Raw genomic sequence first — 20,440 nt, 5'->3', positions numbered from 1 at the left:
TAAAACCATGAAAACCTTAAAAATTTTAGCCCTTGTAGTTGTTGCAGGGCTTGCCGCAGCATTTACCACCAATACTGCTGCCGGCGGATATAAAGTAGGCGATATTGCCACAGATTTCAGCCTTAAAAATGTTGATGGCAAAATGGTATCATTAAAAAATATGAAAGATGCCAAAGGCTATATTGTTATTTTTACCTGTAACCACTGCCCGTATGCCCAGGCTTATGAAGACCGCATAATAGCACTGGATAAAAAATATAAGGCTTTGGGATATCCCGTAGTGGCTATACAGCCCAATGACCCTGTTAAAATGGAGGCTGATAATTTTGCTAATATGCAAGCCCGCGCCAAAGAAAAAAAATATAGCTTTCCCTACCTTATCGATGAAGGACAGAAAGTATATCCGCAATATGGTGCTACCAAAACACCGCATGTTTTTATATTGCAAAAAACAGCTAAGGGCAATGTAGTGAAATATATTGGCGCTATTGATGATAACTACGAAGATGCTGCTGCCGTAAAGCAGAAATATGTTGAAAATGCAGTTGATGCCCTGCTTAGAGGCAAAGAGGTAACTGTAAAAGAAACAAAAGCTATTGGCTGTTCAATAAAAGCATAATACCTTTGCAAAAAAAACAGGTATGGATATTTCGCAAAAGCAGTGGTGGGAAGGCACCCAGGAAGATAATAACTCAGCAATATTAGATGTACGCACTCCCGAAGAATGGGAAGAAGGAATAATACCCGGTGCTTTACTTATAAATATTTATAGTGGGCAGGGTTTTGTAGATGCGCTGGAAGATCTGGATAAAGAAAAAAGCTATTATGTATATTGCCGCAGTGGCGCACGTAGCGCACAGGCCTGCAACGTAATGCAACAATTAGGTTTTAATACCGTATATAACCTTACAGGTGGTATTTTACAATGGGATGGCCCTGTAGTACAGCCTAAAGACGAATAAATTACTCGGATAAGGATAAAATAAAAAAACAGGGTTTTAACCCTGTTTTTTTATGCCTTTAGATGAAAAGGAGTGTATGTTTTCTTTCCAGTAATCTACAATGCCCTTTATTTTGTCTTTATATTTAGCATAATCACTACCTTTTTGTATATATCCCTGTACCTTAAGTTTATTAGCTTGTTTAACAGAGCTTTCATCGTGTGCGTTAGATACAAATATATACGGAATGTCTTTATCGCGTAAAATTTCTTCCTCCAGTATTATATTCCGTAATTCAAAACCTCCCAACTTTGGCATGTTAATATCAGAAATTATTATAAAAGGCGTTATTTCGGGCTGTCTTAAGTAGGTCAGCGCCTCAGTACTGTCAGAAAAAAAAATGATATTATTCTTGTAGCCCAGGTCCCTAAATATCTCTTCTAATATTTCCCTGTCATCTTCATCGTCTTCTATAACAAGTATATCCCTGTGCTTTTTCATGTGCATTTAGGTTTAATGGATAGGGTAAAACATTGTGCAAAATAAAATTATAATCACCTTTATGGTTATTTAATTTTACATTTTTTTTTCAACTTTTTACATTATTTTTAATCATATTTTATTTACATTGTTATAATGAAAATAGATTTTAAAAACTAAATAATGATAGAAAAAATGAAGAAAATAATGGCGATTTTGGCACTAGGCTTAGCACTTACAGGTTGTAAAAAAGAGCATGCTAAAAGTGCTGAACTAGTAGAACCCGCTGCTTTCTATACTGCTGTAAAACAAGATGGGGTGCAAGTGATAGATGTGCGCACCCCCGAAGAATATAATAGCGGCCATATAGCCAATGCTGTAAACATTGATATTAATGAAAATGATTTTGCACAACGCCTGGACAGCCTTGATAAAGATAAGGCTGTATATGTATACTGCCGGTCAGGTGGGCGCAGCGCAAAAGCTGTAGATATGCTAAAGGCTAAAAGCTTTACCAATATTATAGAGCTTAACGGCGGTATTGAAGCCTGGCAAAAAGCGGAAAAGCCTGTTGAAAATTAGGGTAATACCTCAAGCCATGAAAGTATGTACTGGGCTTCATCTTCCCATAACAAATGCCCGGTGATAAAATGGTTTTTATCTTTAAACTCTTTATAATCAGTTACAGAGTGCTCTTTGTTATACTTGGCATAGTTATTATAATTAAGCGTAGAGGTAACCAGGTTGTCATTACCCCCTGCTATAAATAAGAGGGGTGGATGCGTTTTCTGAAAGTCAATTTTAGAGGCATAGGTAAGTGTATCCCGCAATAATTTTTTAGATTCAGGCAGTATATATTTTTCGTACGCGGCAAACTGTTCTTCTTCTGGCATATCATTGGTAAAAGCGTATTGCCACTCTTTAAAACTCATGAGATATGTTTTTTTAGAAGCGGTAAAAATCCCGAGGGGTTTCCACATAGATTTTATTAAAGGCCATTCTAATGAAAACACACCCTGCGGGGGTACTGAGTGTATGGCTATGCCTGCCCTTACCAAATCGCGGTTTACAAGTATCTGTACAATAAGGCCTCCAATTGAATGGCCAATTACCACAGGTTTTTCGGGTAGCTTGCTTACAATATCTTCAAAGTAATCTACCAGCTTGTTAAAACGTAATGATGCAATTTTGCTTTTGGCATTTTCATCTTTTCGAAGTTCTTCAGGTTTTCCCTCTTTATAAGGCCAGGGCGGGGCTATACAATTAAAGCCTTTTGCCTGAAAATATTCCATCCAGGGTTTCCAGCTCAGGTGGCTTACAAAAGCCCCTGTAATAAATACAATAGTTACAGAATTTATCGGCATGTGTTCTTCAGATTGGTTAAAAATACCCGCCTCTATGCTAAAAATGCAGCGTATAATTTTTATGCATTTAAACATTTTTTACACAAGGCACTGAGGGATTTTTTTTAAAGTTATTATCCCGTGCATCCTATACAGCCTGCAGTAAGTTATTATGCATAGTGTTTACAGGTTACTGTGGCAGTAAATCAGCCTTCCGAACATTATTAGAATGCAGTATTTTCATTATCATTATTCTCTTTCTTCAATTTAAAGTTATTAAAATCTTCCGGCAACGGTATATAGCCGGTTTCTCCTGGTACTTTATCAAATTCCTGGTTCTTCCATCGTTCTTTGGCATTTTCAATCAGTTCCGGGGTTGTAGCCACAAAGTTCCAATATATACGTCGGGGCTCATCAAATGGTTTTCCCCCAAATATATAAACGGTAGAATTCTCAGCCATTTTAAAAGTGCACAGCTTACTGTTTTTTGCTACGAGTAATTGTTTTGGTAAAAAGGCCTGACCTTCGGTCTCAATCTTTCCATCAAGTATATACAGCCCTGCCTCTCCATACAGGTGTTCACCCAGGTTTATCTCGCAGGCCTCAACAGTTTTTATTTCCAAAAGGTAAAGAGGGCTATACACAGGCACAGCCGATTTTTTACCCATTATTTCTCCTGCTACCAACCGGTACATGGTATTGCCTTCTTTCCATGTAGGCAGTTGTGCTGCTTCAACATGGTGAAATGACGGTTCCATCTGCTCCAGCTCTTTAGGCAGTGCAACCCATATTTGTAAACCATGCATGTTTTTATCGCTATTGCGTAGCCTTTCTGGCGTACGCTCACTATGAACAATACCTTTTCCGGCCGTCATCCAGTTTACTTGTCCGGGCAGTATTTCTATTTCTGTCCCAAGGCTATCGCGGTGCATTACGGCACCTTCAAACAGATAGGTTAAGGTAGAGAGCCCAATATGTGGATGAGGACCAATATCAAAATTTTCTTTACTGCTTAACTGTACAGGCCCCATGTGGTCTATAAATACAAAAGGGCCAACAGAACGTTTATTTTTAAAGGGCAGCAGGCGCCCAACTAAAAAGTTACCAATATCGCTTGGCCGCTCCTCAATAATCTGGCTTACGTTTGACATTTGAATCTGAAATATTATGTGAAAGTAAGAAAAATTGGTAATAATACAAAACACGAAAACGTTTTAGGGTTATTGGCCGTTATTTGCTTACAGTTCAACTGATTTAAATTTATAATTATAAATATCCCGGTTTTATAACCGTTATATTTAACAGAAATGCCTTAAATTAATTGATGTGTGTGTTTTAATTTATAGGTACTAAATGGGCTTCAATATCTTCCCTGTGCGATTCATATTGTGGAGGGAGTTGCAGTGTTGTGCCCAATGTTTCAGCAGTTTCGTCAATTAAAAAACCAGGGTTATCTGTGGCTATTTCAAAAAGTACCCCGCCCGGTTCCCTAAAATACAGGCTGTGAAAATAACTCCTGTCAATTTGTGGGGTAATATTTAATCCGGCAGCGGCAATTTTATCTCTAAAATACATAAGTGTGGCATCATCTTTTACCCTAAATGCTACGTGGTGCACTGTACCGTTAGCAACATGGCCGCGTCTTTCGGTAGCCAGCTCAACAATATCTACTATTGCTGCACTTTCTACCGTATCGGTTGCATAGCGATACCGGTTGGCTTCCTGTGCAACAAGTTTGTAGCCAAAAATATCTGTAAGTATGGCAGCAGTAGCTGTTTTATTAGTCAGGGTAAGTGTAATGTTGTAAAAGCCCCTTGTGGCCACATCGGCTTTAATTTCATCAGTTTCCCAGGGAGTGCGGCTGTCATTGGTTTCAATAAGCTCCAGTTTAAGCCCATCATTATCTGTAAAAGCGAGGTAACGGGAGCCAAACCTTTTAGAGGGTTTGTTGTAAATAACATTATATTTATCAAGGCGTTGCTGCCAAAACTCAAGGCTGCCTTCGGGCACGGCATATCCAATTTCAGTAGCCATGCCAGATCCCCTCCGTCCCTGTGGTATTCCCGCTCCCCAGGGGAAAAAGGTTAAAATAGTACCGGCGCTGCCAATACTGTCGCCAAAATAAAAGTGGTAGGTGCCGGGGTCATCAAAATTTACTGTTTTTTTTATAAAATGTAATCCCAGTACATGGCTGTAAAAGTCAAAATTCTTTTTTGCATCACCTGCTATAGCTGTTATATGGTGAAGGCCTAAAATTTTATTTTCCATGATATTAAAATTTTAAAGTTTGATACTGATTTAATTATGATGTAAAATTAGCGCACTACACTATTAAAAACATTGAACTGGAACAAGAAGTTATGTTTTAAGATTTTTTATGTTTTATTTAATAGATGTAACATACAGTATCCATTTTTTATGAAGTATCTTTAATACATCAATATTATAAACAATGAAAAATTTACTGATTATATTAGGTATTGCTGTTACATTTGTTTCCTGTGGAGGCGGCAGAAATGCAGAAGGCACCGGTATTGTAAACAATACCCAAGACATACGCACATCCAGCGATATGGATATTTCACCCTCTAACCTTACTACACCGGCTCCAGCTGTTACTAAAGATACAATTGAGCAAAAAGAACAACCATAATTATAGTTTGTCTGCGGGTATTAATACAATATTAACAATATAAACTGTATATTTGAGGTTGTTGTTTGTTTTTAAGAGTGTTATAGTTGATAATAATTTAAATATTTAGCATTATGAAAACAGCCCTGAGAAATTCAATGTATGTTGCTTTTTTAGCAGCAACCTTGTGCGCAACGGTATCTTGTAAAGATAAGAATACTGAAATAGATGATAGTGAAATGGATACTGTAGCCCCAATGCCAGACAATACTATGGATAGCGATATGGATATGGACACAGAAACTGATACTACCATGACGGATACAGTAATGTAATAAACTACATTGCTTTGTAAACAGCCCAAAGGCTGTTTTTTTATACCTGTAATAACCGATAAATAATAAAATATGAAATTTAGATTTATTAAAAAAGCCCTTTTTGTTTCGTTATTTTTAACTGCCTTTAGTGTAACTTCCTGTAAGGATAATAAAGATGCTGAAGAGAATATGACAACTATGGATACTGTTGCACCGGATGAAAATGTTAACCAGACGCCAGCAGATACTATTATTACAGATAATGATACGGTTGTAGAAATGGGAACCGATACAGATCTTGATGATTTCCAGACCGGAAAACAGGTGCCGTAATTGTTGCATATAAATACTTTGGCTTTACGCTACTGTATAAATTAAAAAAGCTGCCCGAGAATTTCGGGCAGCTTTTTTAATTAGGTGTATGATGTGTTTATTTAAGTATTAGTTTAACGGTTTGGTGCATTGCTTCACTATCTGCGCTTAAAAAATACATGCCTTTGGCATTTCCTTCCAGTTCAATAGTATTAGCTGTTGCAGTTACATTAATACGCTGCCCAAGGCTGTTGTAAAGCGTATAGGTAGTGTTTTCCGGTGCGTTATTAACATACACGGTACCTTCGGTAACAGTGGGGTAAACAAAAAAGTTTTGGGCTACTGCCATTTGGGTAGCCAGGGTGCCCCATGTATCTTCTGCGGCAGGGCCATCCCATATAATAGTGGCTATATAAGGGTCATCAATAAAAGGGTTGCGGTTTCCCTGCATATCCTGTAAAATATCATTACGGTTTTTTTCATACTGGCTCACCGGGTCTTCAGCATTCCATTCTAAAAAAATATTAGGCATATCGCCTAGTGTACTGTAAGAACTACTGCCAGAACCTACTACATTGGCTTCGCATTGCTGGCCATAGCGTATGTACATATACATCATCATACGGGCAACATCGCCTCTCCATTCATCGCCCGGGTAAAAGAATCCTCCTGATATTGCTATAGAATGGCCTTCGCCATCTGCAAAACGGCGGTTACTTCTCATAGAGTTCCTTTCAGAGTCTATAGCCCTTAAATGGTGCGCATCAGATCCCGGCCCTTCAAACTCAAGGTTTGGGTTGCCTAATGACCGTGGAAAAACATGCTCGCGTACCCATAAACCGGCACAACTTGATGTATGGCAGCTAAGGTCTTTATCTCTGGACCTGTCAGTATCGTCTACGCCGTCAGTATCGTCATAGCCATAAATCAGCAGTACGTTTTCATTGTTTTCCGGGTCAAGGTCTGTTTGTTTTAAAGCGTCCCATACACCAGGCGTATAAATCAGTTCTGTAGTGTGGGTTTCTGTTACAAGTGTTGCAAGCTGCGCCTTTATTGCTTCACCGCTAAGGTTAAAATCTACCGATTCATAATATGTATAGTAATCGGGTAGTTGGGCAATACAATAAGCAGGTAGCAGTAATAGTAGTACTATTTTTTTCATGTCAATTATATTTCAAGTCAAAAAAAACTCCGTAAAAAGGACATCAAAGTTAAAAAATATTTATTATACCAGCCTGTTCTTTTCAATTGTTAATCAAAACACTACAGTTTGGTAATGGTTTGATGTTTCTTTTTGCCATTTAAAAAAAAGGAGTATCTCAAAATAACATTTTTGTGACAACCTCTTCTTATGGCCAAAATCAGGCTGGCACTGATAATAACGGAATATTTAGCCCCGATGCCATAAGGCGTGTCTTGCTGCGGTGTACCACCGAAGCCCAAAATCCATATTGGTGTGGGGTCATGATAAGGATGTCTGCGCCATATTTTTCTATTTCGCTTTTAATTTCGCTTATCACAGCATTAGACCTTACGTTTTTATAATAATAATTTATGCCCTGAAAATTATTGTCAACTGCATTTATGGTTAATGCCTCACTGTTTTCAGATTTTAATTTTGAAACCTTTTCATCTACACTAAAAATTTCTAACTCTGCATTAAGATGGTGAGCTGCTTCTTTAACATGCTCAACCACCGTTTGAGAAATTTCGACAGGGTTATCGCATGCAAAAAGTATTTTTTTCGGATTATTAAACTGTACCGAAACCGGTACTGCCAGTATAGGTATATTAATGTTTCTTATGGCAGCAGTAGTTGTATTTCCCATTATATCCTGCTCAAGAGAGCGCTCTGCCATACCCATAACTAACATATCGGCATTGTATTGCTTTATAAGTTCTGCCAGTTTATCTTCAATATAGGCATAAGAGCATTCGGTAACCACATCAATATCATAGGTTTCAAATAAAGATTTGGCATTTTCTTTTAACCGTATCACTTTATTGTTTAATAACTTCTGGAAGCTGTCTGCCGATACTATTGAGTTACCCGCATGCATAGGTAAGGTAAAGGCATGGTATAATACCAGCCTGGCGCCGGCTACTTTGGCTACAGCTGCGGCATATTGTACTGCATTAAAAGCAGTAGGAGAAAAATCGGTACATGCAATTATAGTTTTCATTTTGTGGTATTATATGGTTTAACTATTAAATTTCTCCTGTAAAAAGTATATTTTCCGGCTTACCGCTGTTTTTTAACAACCGGAAATGGCTGCGTACCGCTTTATAAAACGGATAGCAGGTGTAAGGTAAGCCATACTCATTGGCATATTTTTTTATAATAGGGGTAATATGCGGGTAATAGGTGTGTGCCACATCGGGAAAAAGGTGGTGTGCCACGTGGTGTGTAAAGCCACCGTATAAAAAGTTGGCTAAAGTGCTGTCTGCACTAAAATCTTTGGTAACCTGTAATTGATGCATGGCCCAGGTAACCGTCATTCGTCCGTTATCATCCGGCATGGGGAATTCTGCATCTTCATCTGCATGTGTAGATATAAGCGCTATTACCCCCAGCATACTGCCGCAAACGTGCATACATATCCATGCTGTAAGCACAATATACCACGGCTGTTGTAATACTATAGAGGGCAGCACTATTAGGTACAGTATATTAAATATTTTTGCAGCAAATAGTTTAAAGTATTCTATATGGGGTATGGTAGTTACCCGCTTTACATAATTATCCTTACTGCCAAAAAAATCTTTAAAATCTCTTATATATAACCAGTTAAGGCTATATAGCGGGTAAAGAAACCACATGTACAGGTGTTGATATTTGTGGTAATTAAAAAGCGGGCTCTGCGGAAAAATGCGCACCACATCACTTTGCTTAATATCAATATCCCAGTATTGTATGCTGGGGTAGGGGTGGTGCAGGCCAATATGCCTTTTAGACCACAGCCAGGTGTTGCTGCCAAATACTTCCAGTATATGGGTAAACCACACATTGTACTTTTTGCTTTTAAAAACGGCTCCATGCACGGCATCATGAAATGCATTTATAAACAACACTATCATTGTAAAACCGGTAAGTATGTAAAAAAGAAAAAGCAAATTGGTGTTGTTGCCAAAAAACAATATGCAACTGTAAAAACCAAAATACAGCAGCAGCAAGCCTACCGATTTAATTACATTTTGGCGGTAATACTTATCGTTTGTTAAAACAGTGTCATGTACTTCACGGTACATTTTTTTAAAAAAGTCTTCAGGTTCAGGTTTTTGATATTTTGGCCTTTTCAGGTTTTGCATCATTTATTGGTTATATGTTTAGTAAATACGGATTAGCTTTGTGTTTTACAGTGATCTAAGCATGTCGCCATGCATCTTTCGCATCATCTTTGTTACCGGGGCTACCTGCTCCGGCGAAAAATCATTTTGAAAAATTTCATAAAAACTATTCATCATAGGCTGTATTTTTTCTTTATAGGCATTGGCTTCGGGTGTTGCCTTAATTATTTTGTTCCTGCGGTCGTTTTTATCAATAGTGCGCACCACAAGGTTTCGGTTACTCAGGTTGTCAATTATAGAGGTTATTGTTGCTTTGTTTTTACGCAGCACATAGGCAATTTCCTGCTGGTTAAGGCCTTTTTCATTTTTAAATAGTATAATAAGTACTTCCAGCATTTCAAATGTTATATCAATATTACATTCTTTTATTCGGCACCGCACATATTGTTTCATGGTGTCGCGCACAGCCTGCATAGCATCGAGTAACTCTACAAAGTCGGACAGGTGGGGATGAATGCTGAATTTCATAAAGTAAAAGTATTAAATAATTTAGTTAGAAGTCTAACTAAATTAAATTTGTTAACAAATTTTTATACTCCAAAGGAAAAAATTCCCGGCAGTGTTTACTCAGCGTTATTGTGAATTTACAATATTGTAAAAATAATATTATGTAAGCATTATTTTTTTACCTCCCTCCCGGGCAGACTGATAGATAGCCGTAATTATTTTTAAATCACGAAGTCCCATCTCACCGGGGGTAATAGATTGTTTGTTTTTTTGAAAACTCTCTGCCTGTGCATCCATCTGGTAGGCCTGTTCAAAAATATCGGGCAGGTCTATTTTGCCATCGCTGGTTTCCCCTTTTTTGCCGTTATAGTTATAAGCCGGGTTTAATTTCCACCAGCCTTTTTCTGCCACAGCCGACAGCTCATTACCATTATCGGCATAGCTGGTTTCGCACTCGGCCACGGCACCGTCATCAAAATACATTTTCCATTTTATAGATTGTTCCACATCATGAAAAATGAGCGGTTTGGTTACCTCGCCAAATTGCGCCGTTACAGCTACCGGTGTTTTGCCTACCGTATAACAGGCACCCTGCAGGCAGTATACACCCAAATCCATAAGTGGGCCGCCACCGGCCATTTCTTTATTAAGCCTCCAAACATCCAGGCTGCCATTTGCAAAATTGCCGCTGAAATTTGCTTTTATAGTTTTTACCTTACCATACACCTGTTGCTGGCCCAGTTCCATAACCCGTTTATTAAACGGTTCATAGTGCAGGCGGTAGCCTACAGAAAGCTGAACGCCATTTTCTTTACAGGCCTGTACCATACGCTCGGCATCTTCTACACTGGTAGCCATAGGTTTTTCGCAAATCACATGTTTTTTAGCCTTTGCAGCCCGTATTACATATTCGGCATGCATGCTGTTTGGCAGTACCACATATACAATATCTATGTCTTTATTGTTTATTATATCGTCAAAATTTTCGTAGTTATAAATGTTACTGTCAGGAATATTATATTTTTTCTTCCATGCTTTGGCCTTAGTGGGTGTGCCGGTTACAATACCCGCCAGGTAAACATTTTTAGTCTCCTGCAGTGCCGGGGCCAGTTGGTGCGTACTGTATTGCCCAAGGCCAACAAGGGCTAGCCCAAGCTTGTCTTTATTAACTGTGGTGGCTGCGCCCGGAAGGGTGTCAGGTAAACTTGTTTGGTTTTGTGGGTTGGCATCATCAGGTATAAATGCGAAAGAAGGTGCAGTTATAGCAGAGGCGCCCAACGTTAGTGAAACGTTTTTTAAAAAATTTCTCCGGCTATATGGTAATGGTTTTTTCATGGTACAGTGTTTTGATATTGCTTAAGCAAGTTATAAAAATTAATTTTTAGTGCGGCAATTAGACCACTACATTGTTAAAATTTATTCGGTTGTTTTTGTAAAATCTTTATAGCTTATTTATAATGGAAATAAATAAAACTATATATTTGCATTAAATTAGATTAAATATAAATAAGGATGATAAGGTATTTTAAGGCTACACTGCTGGCAATAATTGTTTTAAATACAATTTCCTGTAAGAATGAAACTAGAATAACCGAGGATGCTACTATAAATGATACTATAGCAAAAGTTGATGCTTCAAGAATAATATCGCTCAATAGCGCCGTTACCGAGATTGTAAGTGCCCTTGGCTACCAGGGCAATATTGTTGGTGTAGATGTTACCAGTACGTATCCCGAAGATATAAAAACCAAAGCTAATGACCTGGGGCATACCAGCCAGGTTAATATTGAAAGCATGATGGAACTAAAGCCTACACTGGTTTTAGCCACGGATGCCGATATAAGCAATGACCTTGAAGAAAAACTGGCAACAGCCGGCGTAACCGTGAAAAAATTCACGCAGGATTTCTCAGTCAACGGTACTAAAAAACTTATTGAAGAAGTAGCTGTCACTATTAATGAAAAAGATTATAAACCGCTTCAGGATAAAATAGATGCAGATTTACAAAAAATAAAATTGGTTGAACCTGCCCCTAAAGTATTGTTTATCTATGCGCGTGGCGCTAATATGATGATGGTTTCGGGTACTGGTACTGCAGAAGAAAAAGTAATAAAACTGGCCGGCGGGCAAAATGCCGTAACCGAATTTGAAGATTTTAAGCCTCTTACACCCGAAGCGCTTATTAAAAATAATCCGGATGTATTATTAATGTATAACTCTGGCCTGCAAAGTTTGGGCGGTATAGAGGGTGTACTTAAAATACCGGGTGTAGATAAAACCAATGCAGGTAAAAACAAAAAAATTGTTGCTATGGATGGGGGGCTTGTGCATGCCTTTGGCCCTCGTGTTGGTGAGGCAGCGGCACAGCTTAATGCTTTATTATTAACCACCCAGCCTGCTGCAAGTGCAAAATAAACGTTTTGCATACCTGCTTATTAGTCTAACGGTATTGCTGCTGCTGGCAGTAGTATCATTATATAATGGAGTGTATGTGTTTGAAAAACATTCGTTCTCTGAAATTTTTACCGGGCTGTTTAGCCCTGACAGCACTATAGACCCTGCCGAGCGTTTTGTGTTGGTAGACCTTCGCCTGCCGCGCATTGTAATGGGCATACTTATAGGCAGCGCACTGGCCGTATCGGGTACCTGCCTGCAGGGCATGTTCCGCAACGCACTTGCCACCCCAGATTTGTTGGGCATAACAGCAGGTGCATCGCTTTTTGCTGCCATCACTATTGTATTAGGTAAGTATATAAAGCCTTATATACCAGAGGTAATGCATTATTCATTATTAAGTATAATGGCATTTGCCGGGGCACTTGTTACTATGGTGGCAGTGTACCGGGTATCTACCCAAAACGGGCGTACCAATGTAGTAATGATGTTGCTTACCGGGGTAGCCATTACCGCCCTGGGCTTTGCCGTAATGGGGCTGCTGATTTACTTTAGTAGTGAAGAAGAATTGCGTGATTTAACATTTTGGAACCTTGGAAGCCTTAGCGGGGCCTCATGGCAAAAAAACAGCATATTGGCAGTAATAATAACAGTAAGTTATGTTTTGCTGCTTAATAAAGGCAAGGCGTTAAATGCCATGATGCTGGGCGAAAAAGACGCACAGCATTTAGGGATACCGGTAGAAACGGTAAAAAAACAAATTGTACTGCTTACCGCATTAATGGTAGGCACAGCGGTTGCTTTTGCAGGCACCATTAGTTTTGTTGGGCTTATTGTGCCGTATATATTGCGGTTACTGTTTAAGTCTGACTATAACCTGATTTTGCCACTTGCCGCCGTGTGGGGCAGTACCTTACTGTTAGGGGCCGATACTATTAGCCGTACAATTGCCCCGCCGGGAGAAATACCCATAGGGGTACTTACTGCATTAATGGGTGCGCCCATTTTTATAATAATATTAATACGGAGCCGTAAACAAATGGTTTAATATGCTGCAAGCTCAAAACATATCATACGCACACCGCAACCATGCCATACTACAGGATATAGATGTGGCGGTGGTGCCGGGCGAGTTGCTGGTTATAGTAGGCCCCAACGGTGCGGGCAAAAGCACGCTGCTTAGCATGCTGGCCAATGAGCATGAAAAAAGCGGGCAGGCCATTTTGTTTAAAGAAAAAATCTTTGCAGCGTGGGAGGCTAAAGACCTACCACAACATAAAGCCAAATTTTCGCAAAGCCATAACCAGGACATACCGCTTTTGGTTAAAGATGTTGTGATGATGGGGCGTTACCCTTATTTTAAGGCAGCACCGGCTAAAACAGATATACTGGCAGCAGAGGGTGCCATGCAGCAAACCGATATAGCCCAGCTTTCAGCAAGGGATTATAATTCGCTTTCCGGTGGCGAAAAGCAAAGGGTGCATCTGGCACGTGTATTGGCGCAACTTGATAATAATGTGCAGGGCAAACTGGTGTTTTTAGATGAGCCGCTTAACAACCTTGATGTGTTGCACCAGCACCGTATACTGCATACTATTAAAAACTTTACTGAAAAAGGCAACACAGCTATAATGGTATTGCATGACCTGAACCTTGCCGCACAGTTTGCCGACACAGTAATGCTGCTTAAAAAGGGCAGGGTAGTAGCGCACGGCGAGCCGGGTGTGGTGTTTACTAAAGAAACCATTAGCCGTGTATATAATTTTCCGTGTATTGTTTGCCCCAACCCTGTAAATAAAAACCCCTTAATAATTTTTGGATCAATATAAAAAATCAAATCATGGATACTACTATTAATACCCTGAAAGAACAATGGCAGGCGCTTAAAGCCGAAAACCCGCACCTGCGTATACGCAATGCCGCTGATACACTTGGCATAAGTGAAGCCGAACTACTGGCTACACAGGTTGGAGAAGGTGTGGTGCGCCTGCGCCCGGAATTTTCAGCTATACTGCCCGAAGTGGAAAGCCTGGGCAGAGTAATGGCGCTAACCCGTAATGATGAGTGTGTACACGAACGAAAAGGGGTTTACGTTAACCCGGATTTCAGCAGCCCGTTTGCCAGTCTTTTTGTGGGTGAGGATATTGACCTTCGTATTTTTCTTTCACACTGGGAGAAAGCTTTTGCAGTAACCGAAAAAACAGAGCATGGCGAGCGTAAAAGCCTGCAGTTTTTTGGTAAGGACGGGCTTGCCATCCATAAAATATACCTGACTAAAGACAGCAACGATGCTGCTTTTGATACGCTGGTAGCCAAATACAAATCTGACAACCAAAGCAGGGAAGAAGAAACGGTTGAAGTGCCGTTTGTAATTAACGAAAAACCCGATACAGAAATTGATGTGGAAGGTTTTCAGAAGGCATGGAAAACCCTTGCCGATACCCATGCTTTTTTTGGTATGCTGAAAAAATATGGTGTAACCCGTACACAAGCGCTTCGCCTGGCGCCGGATGAGCATTTTGCAAAACAGGTTGCCAAAGAAAGTATTGTTAAAATGCTGGAAGGTGCCGCAGCGCAAAAACTGCCCATAATGTGCTTTGTAGGCAATAGGGGCAATATACAAATACATACCGGACAGGTACATAAAACCGTGTGGCATAACGAATGGTTTAATGTGCTGGACCCTGATTTTAACCTGCACCTTAATATGGATAAAGTGGCAAACGTGTGGATAGTGCGCAAGCCCACCGAAGACGGCGAAGTTACCGCTGTAGAAGTGTTTAACGAAATGGGAGAAATTATTGTACAGTTTTTTGGCAAACGTAAACCCGGAATACCTGAATTGCAGGAATGGAGGGATTTAGTTGCCGCTTTGTAGATTTTTTATAACCACCATGAAAAGAAAGCCGGTTCCATATGTATGGGCCGGCTTTCTGATTTATATACCCTGATTAGTTGTTGTATGCTGTAAAATAAAAATCCCCGTTGCTTTGACGGCAACGGGGAACAGCTTAAAAAACGAACTACTTACTATTTAACTTAACTTGTTTTTATTGTAATAAGGCATACTGAAATACAGGATAGCCTCTTTTGCCATCGGTGCCCAGCATAGAAATAAATTTAAGTTTATACACGTTGCCGCTGCCATCTTTTACTAGAAAAAATATGTTTTCGTCAACGGTATGTGTAAATACATCCCGCCACTCGCTGCCAATAACACTTTGGTTGTTACTAAATATAAAGTTTCCAGAATTAAAGTACTCTAACGAAAAAGCTTCATAAACTCCTGCATTTCCGTTAATTTTCAATGCGCTTACGCCTGCCCTGCTGTTAATAATCACAAAGTCAGAATAAAAATAGGCATAATCCTCTCCCGCATCATTTACAAGGTTGGTAAAGGTTGTAAAGGCTATATCCCATTTATCTTTTTGTGGTTCAACAGCTACGGTACTGCCGGTGGTTGTATTAAAAAAGGTAAAGTTATACCCGCTGTCTTTAGCAATGCTGGCTTCGGCGTGTGTTGCGGCATCAAGGGCGGCATACTGTATTTTGTAGCCGTTGCCGTCTTTCCATACTTTAACTTTCATCCAGCCCCTGTGGTCACCGGTTGTATTTACTGCGCCCGCTGCGGGTTCAGTAACCGGAACTTTATATCCCATATTTACAAGGTATACCTTTGCAGTAGCCTCACTGGTGGCTATGTCGCCAAAAACAGTTTCGTTTAAAGATCCGTCAGGGCTGTCTACATAGTTAAAGTTGTTTTCAATATACGGGCCAACTGACACTGTATTATCGGCTTCCTGCGGAAGTGAGATATCGGTTGTTTCCAGTTGTTTTGCAGCCATCATCATGGAGCTGTTTAAAATAACCCTGAAATCATTCCCGGCATAAAAGCCAAAGTCCCAACTATTGCGGGGTACTTCTACAGTACTTTCATCACTCAGGTCTACATATACCTGGTTAGGCTGGTTAGGGCCACCAACATTCAGTGGGTTTTCGGCAGTGCCAAAAACAGCGCCTTCAGATATTTGCTCAATAGGCGCTACATTACCATCGTCATCGCTGCAGGAAACAAGGGTTAACAGGGCGGTGGTTAATAAAAATATTTTTTTCATGTATGAGTTTGTATTTAAAAATTAAGACTATAAACAAGTTTTAAAAAATAAGATCGGCCATAGGCCATGGCTATATTGTTAGTGCCTGCCGTATGTACGCCACTGCCTGCCGGAATATTAGAACGTATGGTTACTACATCAAGCAGATTGCGTGCGCCAAAGGTGGTGTTTAACCTGCCGGAAAAGAAATCTTTACGGATGGAAGCGTCAAGCAAGCCAAACGATTGTATTTCCTGCAGGTCAAAACCGGGGTCGCTTACAGAGCCGTTATCTACATATTGTTGCTGTTTGCCGTTTAGCTTGTAATATACAGAAAGGAGCATGCCGGCTTTGGTTATGCTGTATGCTACATTGGCATTTAGCTGGTAAGTGGTCAAAAATTTATTGTCTGATGTGGTGTCAGCGGCATTTATTTTTCTTGAAATGCCCATAAAGCTAAGCCCGGCACGCGCCTGCCAGTTTTTATACTGAAAACTATTGGCCGTGGCTATATTCCACATTTTATAATCATTAATATTGATGTACTGGTATTGCAATGGCTGTGGGTTTACAATTGCCAATTCTATACGATCATCAACCATAATATAATTGGCCGAAAGGGAAGGGGAAAGGATGGCGCCCGATGCAAACATAAAATTCTTCTTCAGGCTGGCTTCTATAGAATGTGCCGATTCCGGATTTAATGCTGCGTTACCCTGTATGTTGTGGTTGGCATCTACCATATAGGTATACAACTCATCATAATTAGGCGTGCGGTAACTCCGCCCATATGAGGCGCGGGCTTCATAACCGTTTAAGAATAACTTTCTCACTCCAAAGGAACCCGACCATTGGTCTTCAAATTTTGACTGAAATGAATAACGGAAACCCGGGCGTATAGAAAAGCTTTCTGTTAGTTGTATTTCTGATGCGGCAAACACATCATAATTCTCAAGGCGCTTGTCTACATTTGTCCCCCCCTGTTCGTCATTATTAAAAATGCCGGAAAGTGATGAGCCATAACCTTTAGTGTTTACAGCCTCATAGCCTGCCTGCAAGCTTACACTGCTGCTTTTTATAATATTGCTCACAGTACCGGTTGAATATAGCACCTGTGTTTCCTGGTATACTTCATCAAGGCGTGGCACTTCCTGCCCGGTTTGTATATAATACTTAAACTCTTCTACATTACGCCGTTGTTTTTGCAACGATGCCGAAACATTATAATTTACCCCGCCCAATTTTCCGGAGGCATTAAGGTGGTGGTAAAATTTAGAGGTGTTATAAATCCTGTCAAAAGAATATTTAAGCAGCCCTGTGCCTGTTACCAGTTCCTGGCTTACCACAGGATTATAAAAATCAATATCTTCATTAAAAAATTCAAACTTATAAAATACCCTGTGGCTGTTTTTTTGAAAACGTATTAGGGCATTTGTGGTAAGTTGCTCTTTGGGTAGCCAGCTATACCCTCGCTGGTGGTCTAAATCATCCGGGTCATAACCGGTAAAATCACGTCCGCCGCGTTCATCTTTAAAACCTTCAAAATCGTTACGGTTAACCCCAACCGAAGCAAACCAGTTTTGGTTAATATTGTGTGCAGCACGCAACGCCTGTATATGGCGGCCTTTATTATAAAAAGGAGAGTATTCTTCACCCGCTGTTTCTTCCTGTGCTGTAACACTTAATTCCCATTTTTTTAACGCCCTTTTTTTGGTAATAATGTTTATAACCCCACTTACGGCATTTGCCCCGTGTGTTACCCCCATGGCGCCCTCAATAATTTCTATCCGTTCAATATCATTCAGGTTAATCTGTGTAAGGTCTACGTTATTACCGAGCCCTGTATCGCTTACCAGCGGAATGTTATCTACCAGTATTTTCAGGTACTGGCTGTCCAGCCCAAACATGGTTGCGGTTGACCTGCCTGCGCTGGTATTAGGGGTGACCATTATATTAAGGTACTGGTTAAGCACATCTGCCAGGTTATTGGCTGCCTGCCGCTGTATATCTGCCTGAGAAATGATTCTTACATTAAAAACAGATTTATTGATAGATTGTGGCTCTATCTGGCCGGTAATAACCACTTCATTAAGGTTATTAGCCAGTGTGTCCTGGTTTATGCCCTGAGCACTGGCATACAATCCTGTAAGAAAAATTATATAATAAAGCTTGTGTATGCGCTGCATTTGTTTTGTAGGTTAGAATCATTCTAAATACCGAGCAAAGCTAAACTACCTTGCTCTGAAATGCAAATTATTTTTATTAATTCTAAATAAACTCCAACATACTACTTAGGCATTTCTTTAAAAATTTAAGATAATATAGTGATATTGCTCGTTATATATCTTCTAATTTAGTCTTATGGTAGTAATAAAGCCATTTAATTATATGGAAGCAGGAATAAAGCGTATAGCAATAATAGGGGGAGGGCCAAGCGGCATGTTTATTTTAAAACAGCTGTTGGATGCGGATATAAAATTGAATATACACATATTTGAAAAAAGCAACCATTTTGGATGTGGTATGCCCTATAGCCAGGAAGGCAGTGGCAGGGAGCATGTTACCAATGTTTCGGGCAATGAAATACCGGTATTGGTTACGCCGGTAAAAGACTGGGTGCAAACCGTGCCCGAAGAAACCCTGCATAAAAACAATATAAGCCGCAACCATTTTAACGACTACAAAGTACTGCCACGCCTTTTTTTTGGCGAATACCTTTGCGGGCAGTTTGACCTGTTACTAAAAGAAGCAGAGAAAAAAAATATAAATGTTGTACTGCATGCCGAAACTACTGTTAACGATATTATAGACCTACCTGAGGAGAATAAGGTTATAGTTGAAACGCAACAGCATGCTGTCGAAAAATTTGACAGGGTTATAATTTGCACAGGGCACTCATGGCCAAAACGGTACGAAGGCAAAGTGCCGGGATATTATGACAGCCCCTATCCGCCGGATAAGCTTAAAATTAAATGCAACCACTCTGTAGCGTTAAAAGGAGCATCGCTCACAGCCATAGATGCATTGCGTACCCTATCTCGGGAGCATGGCTGGTATGAAGAAAAAGATGACCGACTGGTGTACCATTTGCACAGGGATTATCCGTACTTTAATATTGTGATGCACAGCCGCAACGGGCTAATGCCTGCGGTACGTTTCCATCTGGAAGACAGCCACCTTATGGGTGAGGGCTTGCTTACCGAAGCGGATATTGAAAAAAATATTGCTGAAAATAACGGGTTTTTATCATTAGACTATGTATTTAAAAAAGATTATGTAGATACCTTTAAAGATAAAGATCCTGATTTTTATAATGATATTAAAGACCTGAGCATTGAACAGTTTGTAGATAAAATGCTTGAATACAGGGAGGCAACCGATCCTTTTATGCTGTTGGAACGCGAATATAATGAGGCTGATGTATCTATCAAACTGCATGAATCGGTGTACTGGAAAGAAAAACTGGCCGTATTAAGCTTTGCCATGAACTACCCTGCAAAGCATTTTTCTGCCGAAGATATGCTACGCCTGCAGGAGGCCCTAAAGCCATTAATAGCTATTGTTATAGCGTTTATACCCCAAAGTTCGGCCAAAGAACTACTGGCCCTGCACGAGGCAGGCCTGCTGCAACTGGTAGAAGTGGGGCAGGACAGCAGGGTAACGCCGCACAATGAGGAGGGTGCCTGGTATTACCATACCAATGAAAACGGCAAAGAAGTGAAAATACATTACCAAACCTATATAGACTGTACCGGGCAGCCACATCTTATGTATGAAGATGTAGCATTTAAAAGCCTTTTGAGAGATGAGGTTGTAAGCCCGGCCTACCTGCCGTTCCGTTCCGGTCGCGAAGCCCGAAAAGTTATGGAAGAAGGCAAGCAGCACGTTAAGAAAAAAGGGGAAGATTATTTACTCAAAGTTCCCGGCATAGGCATTACTGATGATTTTCAGGTTATTGGCGGCGATGGTGCTGCTAACAGCCGTATTTATATGATGGCGGTGCCTTATATTGGGGGCTATAACCCGGATTATTCCGGGCTCGATTTCTGTGAGGAAGCATCAAAAAGAATTGTATCGTCATTTATTGAGGGTTTTAAAAAAGAGAAAACAGTGCCCATAAAATAATTTTATA

22 protein-coding genes are annotated in these 20,440 nt (G+C 40.1%); 11 read left to right on the top strand and 11 right to left on the bottom strand.

The window, feature by feature from the left end:
* The first annotated feature begins 7 nt into the window (after window positions 1–7).
* Together ABS766_RS00690 and ABS766_RS00685 are read left to right on the top strand one after the other, a co-directional pair.
* Window positions 8–619, top strand: a complete 612-nt coding sequence (locus ABS766_RS00690) for a thioredoxin family protein (protein ID WP_408083150.1) — start codon at window positions 8–10, stop codon at window positions 617–619.
* A gap of 22 nt (window positions 620–641) precedes the next feature.
* Complete coding sequence (locus ABS766_RS00685) at window positions 642–962, top strand: rhodanese-like domain-containing protein (protein ID WP_408083149.1); 321 nt, start codon at window positions 642–644, stop codon at window positions 960–962.
* A 36-nt stretch (window positions 963–998) separates the two neighbouring features.
* On the opposite strand, the gene ABS766_RS00680 is transcribed toward ABS766_RS00685, so the two are convergent.
* Window positions 999–1,442, bottom strand: a complete 444-nt coding sequence (locus ABS766_RS00680; RefSeq protein WP_408083148.1) for a response regulator — start codon at window positions 1,440–1,442, stop codon at window positions 999–1,001.
* Between the two features lie 174 nt (window positions 1,443–1,616).
* Here ABS766_RS00680 and ABS766_RS00675 point away from each other — a divergent pair, with 174 nt between their 5' ends.
* Complete coding sequence (locus ABS766_RS00675; RefSeq protein WP_408083147.1) at window positions 1,617–2,003, top strand: rhodanese-like domain-containing protein; 387 nt, start codon at window positions 1,617–1,619, stop codon at window positions 2,001–2,003.
* On the opposite strand, the gene ABS766_RS00670 is transcribed toward ABS766_RS00675, so the two are convergent.
* The 3 genes from ABS766_RS00670 to ABS766_RS00660 all read right to left on the bottom strand — a co-directional run bounded on the left by ABS766_RS00670 (window position 2,000) and on the right by ABS766_RS00660 (window position 5,032).
* Complete coding sequence (locus tag ABS766_RS00670; protein WP_408083146.1) at window positions 2,000–2,860, bottom strand: alpha/beta hydrolase; 861 nt, start codon at window positions 2,858–2,860, stop codon at window positions 2,000–2,002. The genes ABS766_RS00675 and ABS766_RS00670 overlap by 4 nt on opposite strands.
* Window positions 2,861–2,988: 128 nt before the next feature.
* A complete protein-coding gene (locus tag ABS766_RS00665; protein WP_408083145.1) occupies window positions 2,989–3,915 on the bottom strand; it encodes a pirin family protein in 927 nt (308 codons plus the stop codon).
* A 184-nt stretch (window positions 3,916–4,099) separates the two neighbouring features.
* Window positions 4,100–5,032, bottom strand: coding sequence for a ring-cleaving dioxygenase (locus ABS766_RS00660; protein WP_408083144.1), 933 nt, complete (start codon window positions 5,030–5,032; stop codon window positions 4,100–4,102).
* 184 nt (window positions 5,033–5,216) lie between these two features.
* On the opposite strand from ABS766_RS00660, the gene ABS766_RS00655 reads away from it, so the two are divergent.
* The 3 genes from ABS766_RS00655 (at window position 5,217) to ABS766_RS00645 (ending at window position 6,046) form a co-directional block, all read left to right on the top strand.
* The gene (locus tag ABS766_RS00655; RefSeq protein WP_408083143.1) at window positions 5,217–5,417 is read left to right on the top strand and encodes a hypothetical protein; all 201 of its coding nucleotides are present in this window, start codon (window positions 5,217–5,219) and stop codon (window positions 5,415–5,417) included.
* A gap of 113 nt (window positions 5,418–5,530) precedes the next feature.
* A complete protein-coding gene (locus ABS766_RS00650) occupies window positions 5,531–5,731 on the top strand; it encodes a hypothetical protein (protein WP_408083142.1) in 201 nt (66 codons plus the stop codon).
* A gap of 72 nt (window positions 5,732–5,803) precedes the next feature.
* A complete protein-coding gene (locus tag ABS766_RS00645) occupies window positions 5,804–6,046 on the top strand; it encodes a hypothetical protein (protein WP_408083141.1) in 243 nt (80 codons plus the stop codon).
* Window positions 6,047–6,143: 97 nt separating this feature from the next.
* Here the strand turns inward: ABS766_RS00645 and ABS766_RS00640 are convergent, their stop codons facing one another.
* From ABS766_RS00640 to ABS766_RS00620, 5 genes are all read right to left on the bottom strand, one after another.
* On the bottom strand, window positions 6,144–7,187 hold the full coding sequence (locus tag ABS766_RS00640; RefSeq protein ID WP_408083139.1) for an endonuclease: 1,044 nt from the start codon (window positions 7,185–7,187) through the stop codon (window positions 6,144–6,146).
* A gap of 199 nt (window positions 7,188–7,386) precedes the next feature.
* A complete protein-coding gene (locus tag ABS766_RS00635) occupies window positions 7,387–8,208 on the bottom strand; it encodes a universal stress protein (protein WP_408083138.1) in 822 nt (273 codons plus the stop codon).
* Between the two features lie 25 nt (window positions 8,209–8,233).
* Window positions 8,234–9,337 (bottom strand): fatty acid desaturase family protein, encoded by a 1,104-nt coding sequence (locus ABS766_RS00630; protein ID WP_408083137.1) that lies wholly within the window; start codon window positions 9,335–9,337, stop codon window positions 8,234–8,236.
* Window positions 9,338–9,379: 42 nt separating this feature from the next.
* The gene (locus ABS766_RS00625) at window positions 9,380–9,841 is read right to left on the bottom strand and encodes a MarR family winged helix-turn-helix transcriptional regulator (protein WP_408083136.1); all 462 of its coding nucleotides are present in this window, start codon (window positions 9,839–9,841) and stop codon (window positions 9,380–9,382) included.
* Between the two features lie 138 nt (window positions 9,842–9,979).
* A complete protein-coding gene (locus ABS766_RS00620) occupies window positions 9,980–11,155 on the bottom strand; it encodes a Gfo/Idh/MocA family protein (RefSeq protein WP_408083135.1) in 1,176 nt (391 codons plus the stop codon).
* 177 nt (window positions 11,156–11,332) lie between these two features.
* On the opposite strand from ABS766_RS00620, the gene ABS766_RS00615 reads away from it, so the two are divergent.
* Genes ABS766_RS00615 through ABS766_RS00600 form a run of 4 tightly spaced genes read left to right on the top strand, consistent with a single transcriptional unit; the run spans window position 11,333 to window position 15,092 of the window.
* Window positions 11,333–12,235 (top strand): heme/hemin ABC transporter substrate-binding protein, encoded by a 903-nt coding sequence (locus tag ABS766_RS00615; protein ID WP_408083134.1) that lies wholly within the window; start codon window positions 11,333–11,335, stop codon window positions 12,233–12,235.
* Window positions 12,219–13,262, top strand: coding sequence for a FecCD family ABC transporter permease (locus ABS766_RS00610; RefSeq protein ID WP_408083491.1), 1,044 nt, complete (start codon window positions 12,219–12,221; stop codon window positions 13,260–13,262). The genes ABS766_RS00615 and ABS766_RS00610 overlap by 17 nt, the downstream gene beginning before the upstream one ends.
* Window position 13,263: 1 nt before the next feature.
* Entirely contained in the window at window positions 13,264–14,043 is a 780-nt protein-coding gene (locus ABS766_RS00605; protein ID WP_408083133.1) for a heme ABC transporter ATP-binding protein, read from the top strand.
* An 11-nt stretch (window positions 14,044–14,054) separates the two neighbouring features.
* Window positions 14,055–15,092 carry a hemin-degrading factor gene (locus tag ABS766_RS00600; RefSeq protein ID WP_408083132.1) on the top strand — a complete coding sequence of 346 codons (1,038 nt, stop codon included), beginning with the start codon at window positions 14,055–14,057 and terminating at the stop codon, window positions 15,090–15,092.
* 172 nt (window positions 15,093–15,264) lie between these two features.
* Here ABS766_RS00600 and ABS766_RS00595 read toward each other — a convergent pair whose 3' ends face one another.
* Window positions 15,265–16,329, bottom strand: coding sequence for an HmuY family protein (locus ABS766_RS00595; RefSeq protein WP_408083131.1), 1,065 nt, complete (start codon window positions 16,327–16,329; stop codon window positions 15,265–15,267).
* A gap of 14 nt (window positions 16,330–16,343) precedes the next feature.
* Window positions 16,344–18,494 carry a TonB-dependent receptor plug domain-containing protein gene (locus ABS766_RS00590; RefSeq protein WP_408083130.1) on the bottom strand — a complete coding sequence of 717 codons (2,151 nt, stop codon included), beginning with the start codon at window positions 18,492–18,494 and terminating at the stop codon, window positions 16,344–16,346.
* Between the two features lie 202 nt (window positions 18,495–18,696).
* On the opposite strand from ABS766_RS00590, the gene ABS766_RS00585 reads away from it, so the two are divergent.
* Window positions 18,697–20,433 carry an FAD/NAD(P)-binding protein gene (locus ABS766_RS00585; protein ID WP_408083129.1) on the top strand — a complete coding sequence of 579 codons (1,737 nt, stop codon included), beginning with the start codon at window positions 18,697–18,699 and terminating at the stop codon, window positions 20,431–20,433.
* Window positions 20,434–20,440: the final 7 nt, after the last annotated feature.

It is taken from the genome of Flavobacterium rhizosphaerae (genome assembly GCF_046000445.1).
Lineage (GTDB): Bacteria > Bacteroidota > Bacteroidia > Flavobacteriales > Flavobacteriaceae > Flavobacterium > Flavobacterium rhizosphaerae.
The sequence above is the reverse complement of the archived record's forward strand: the minus strand, read 5'-3'. Positions and strand labels throughout refer to the sequence as shown.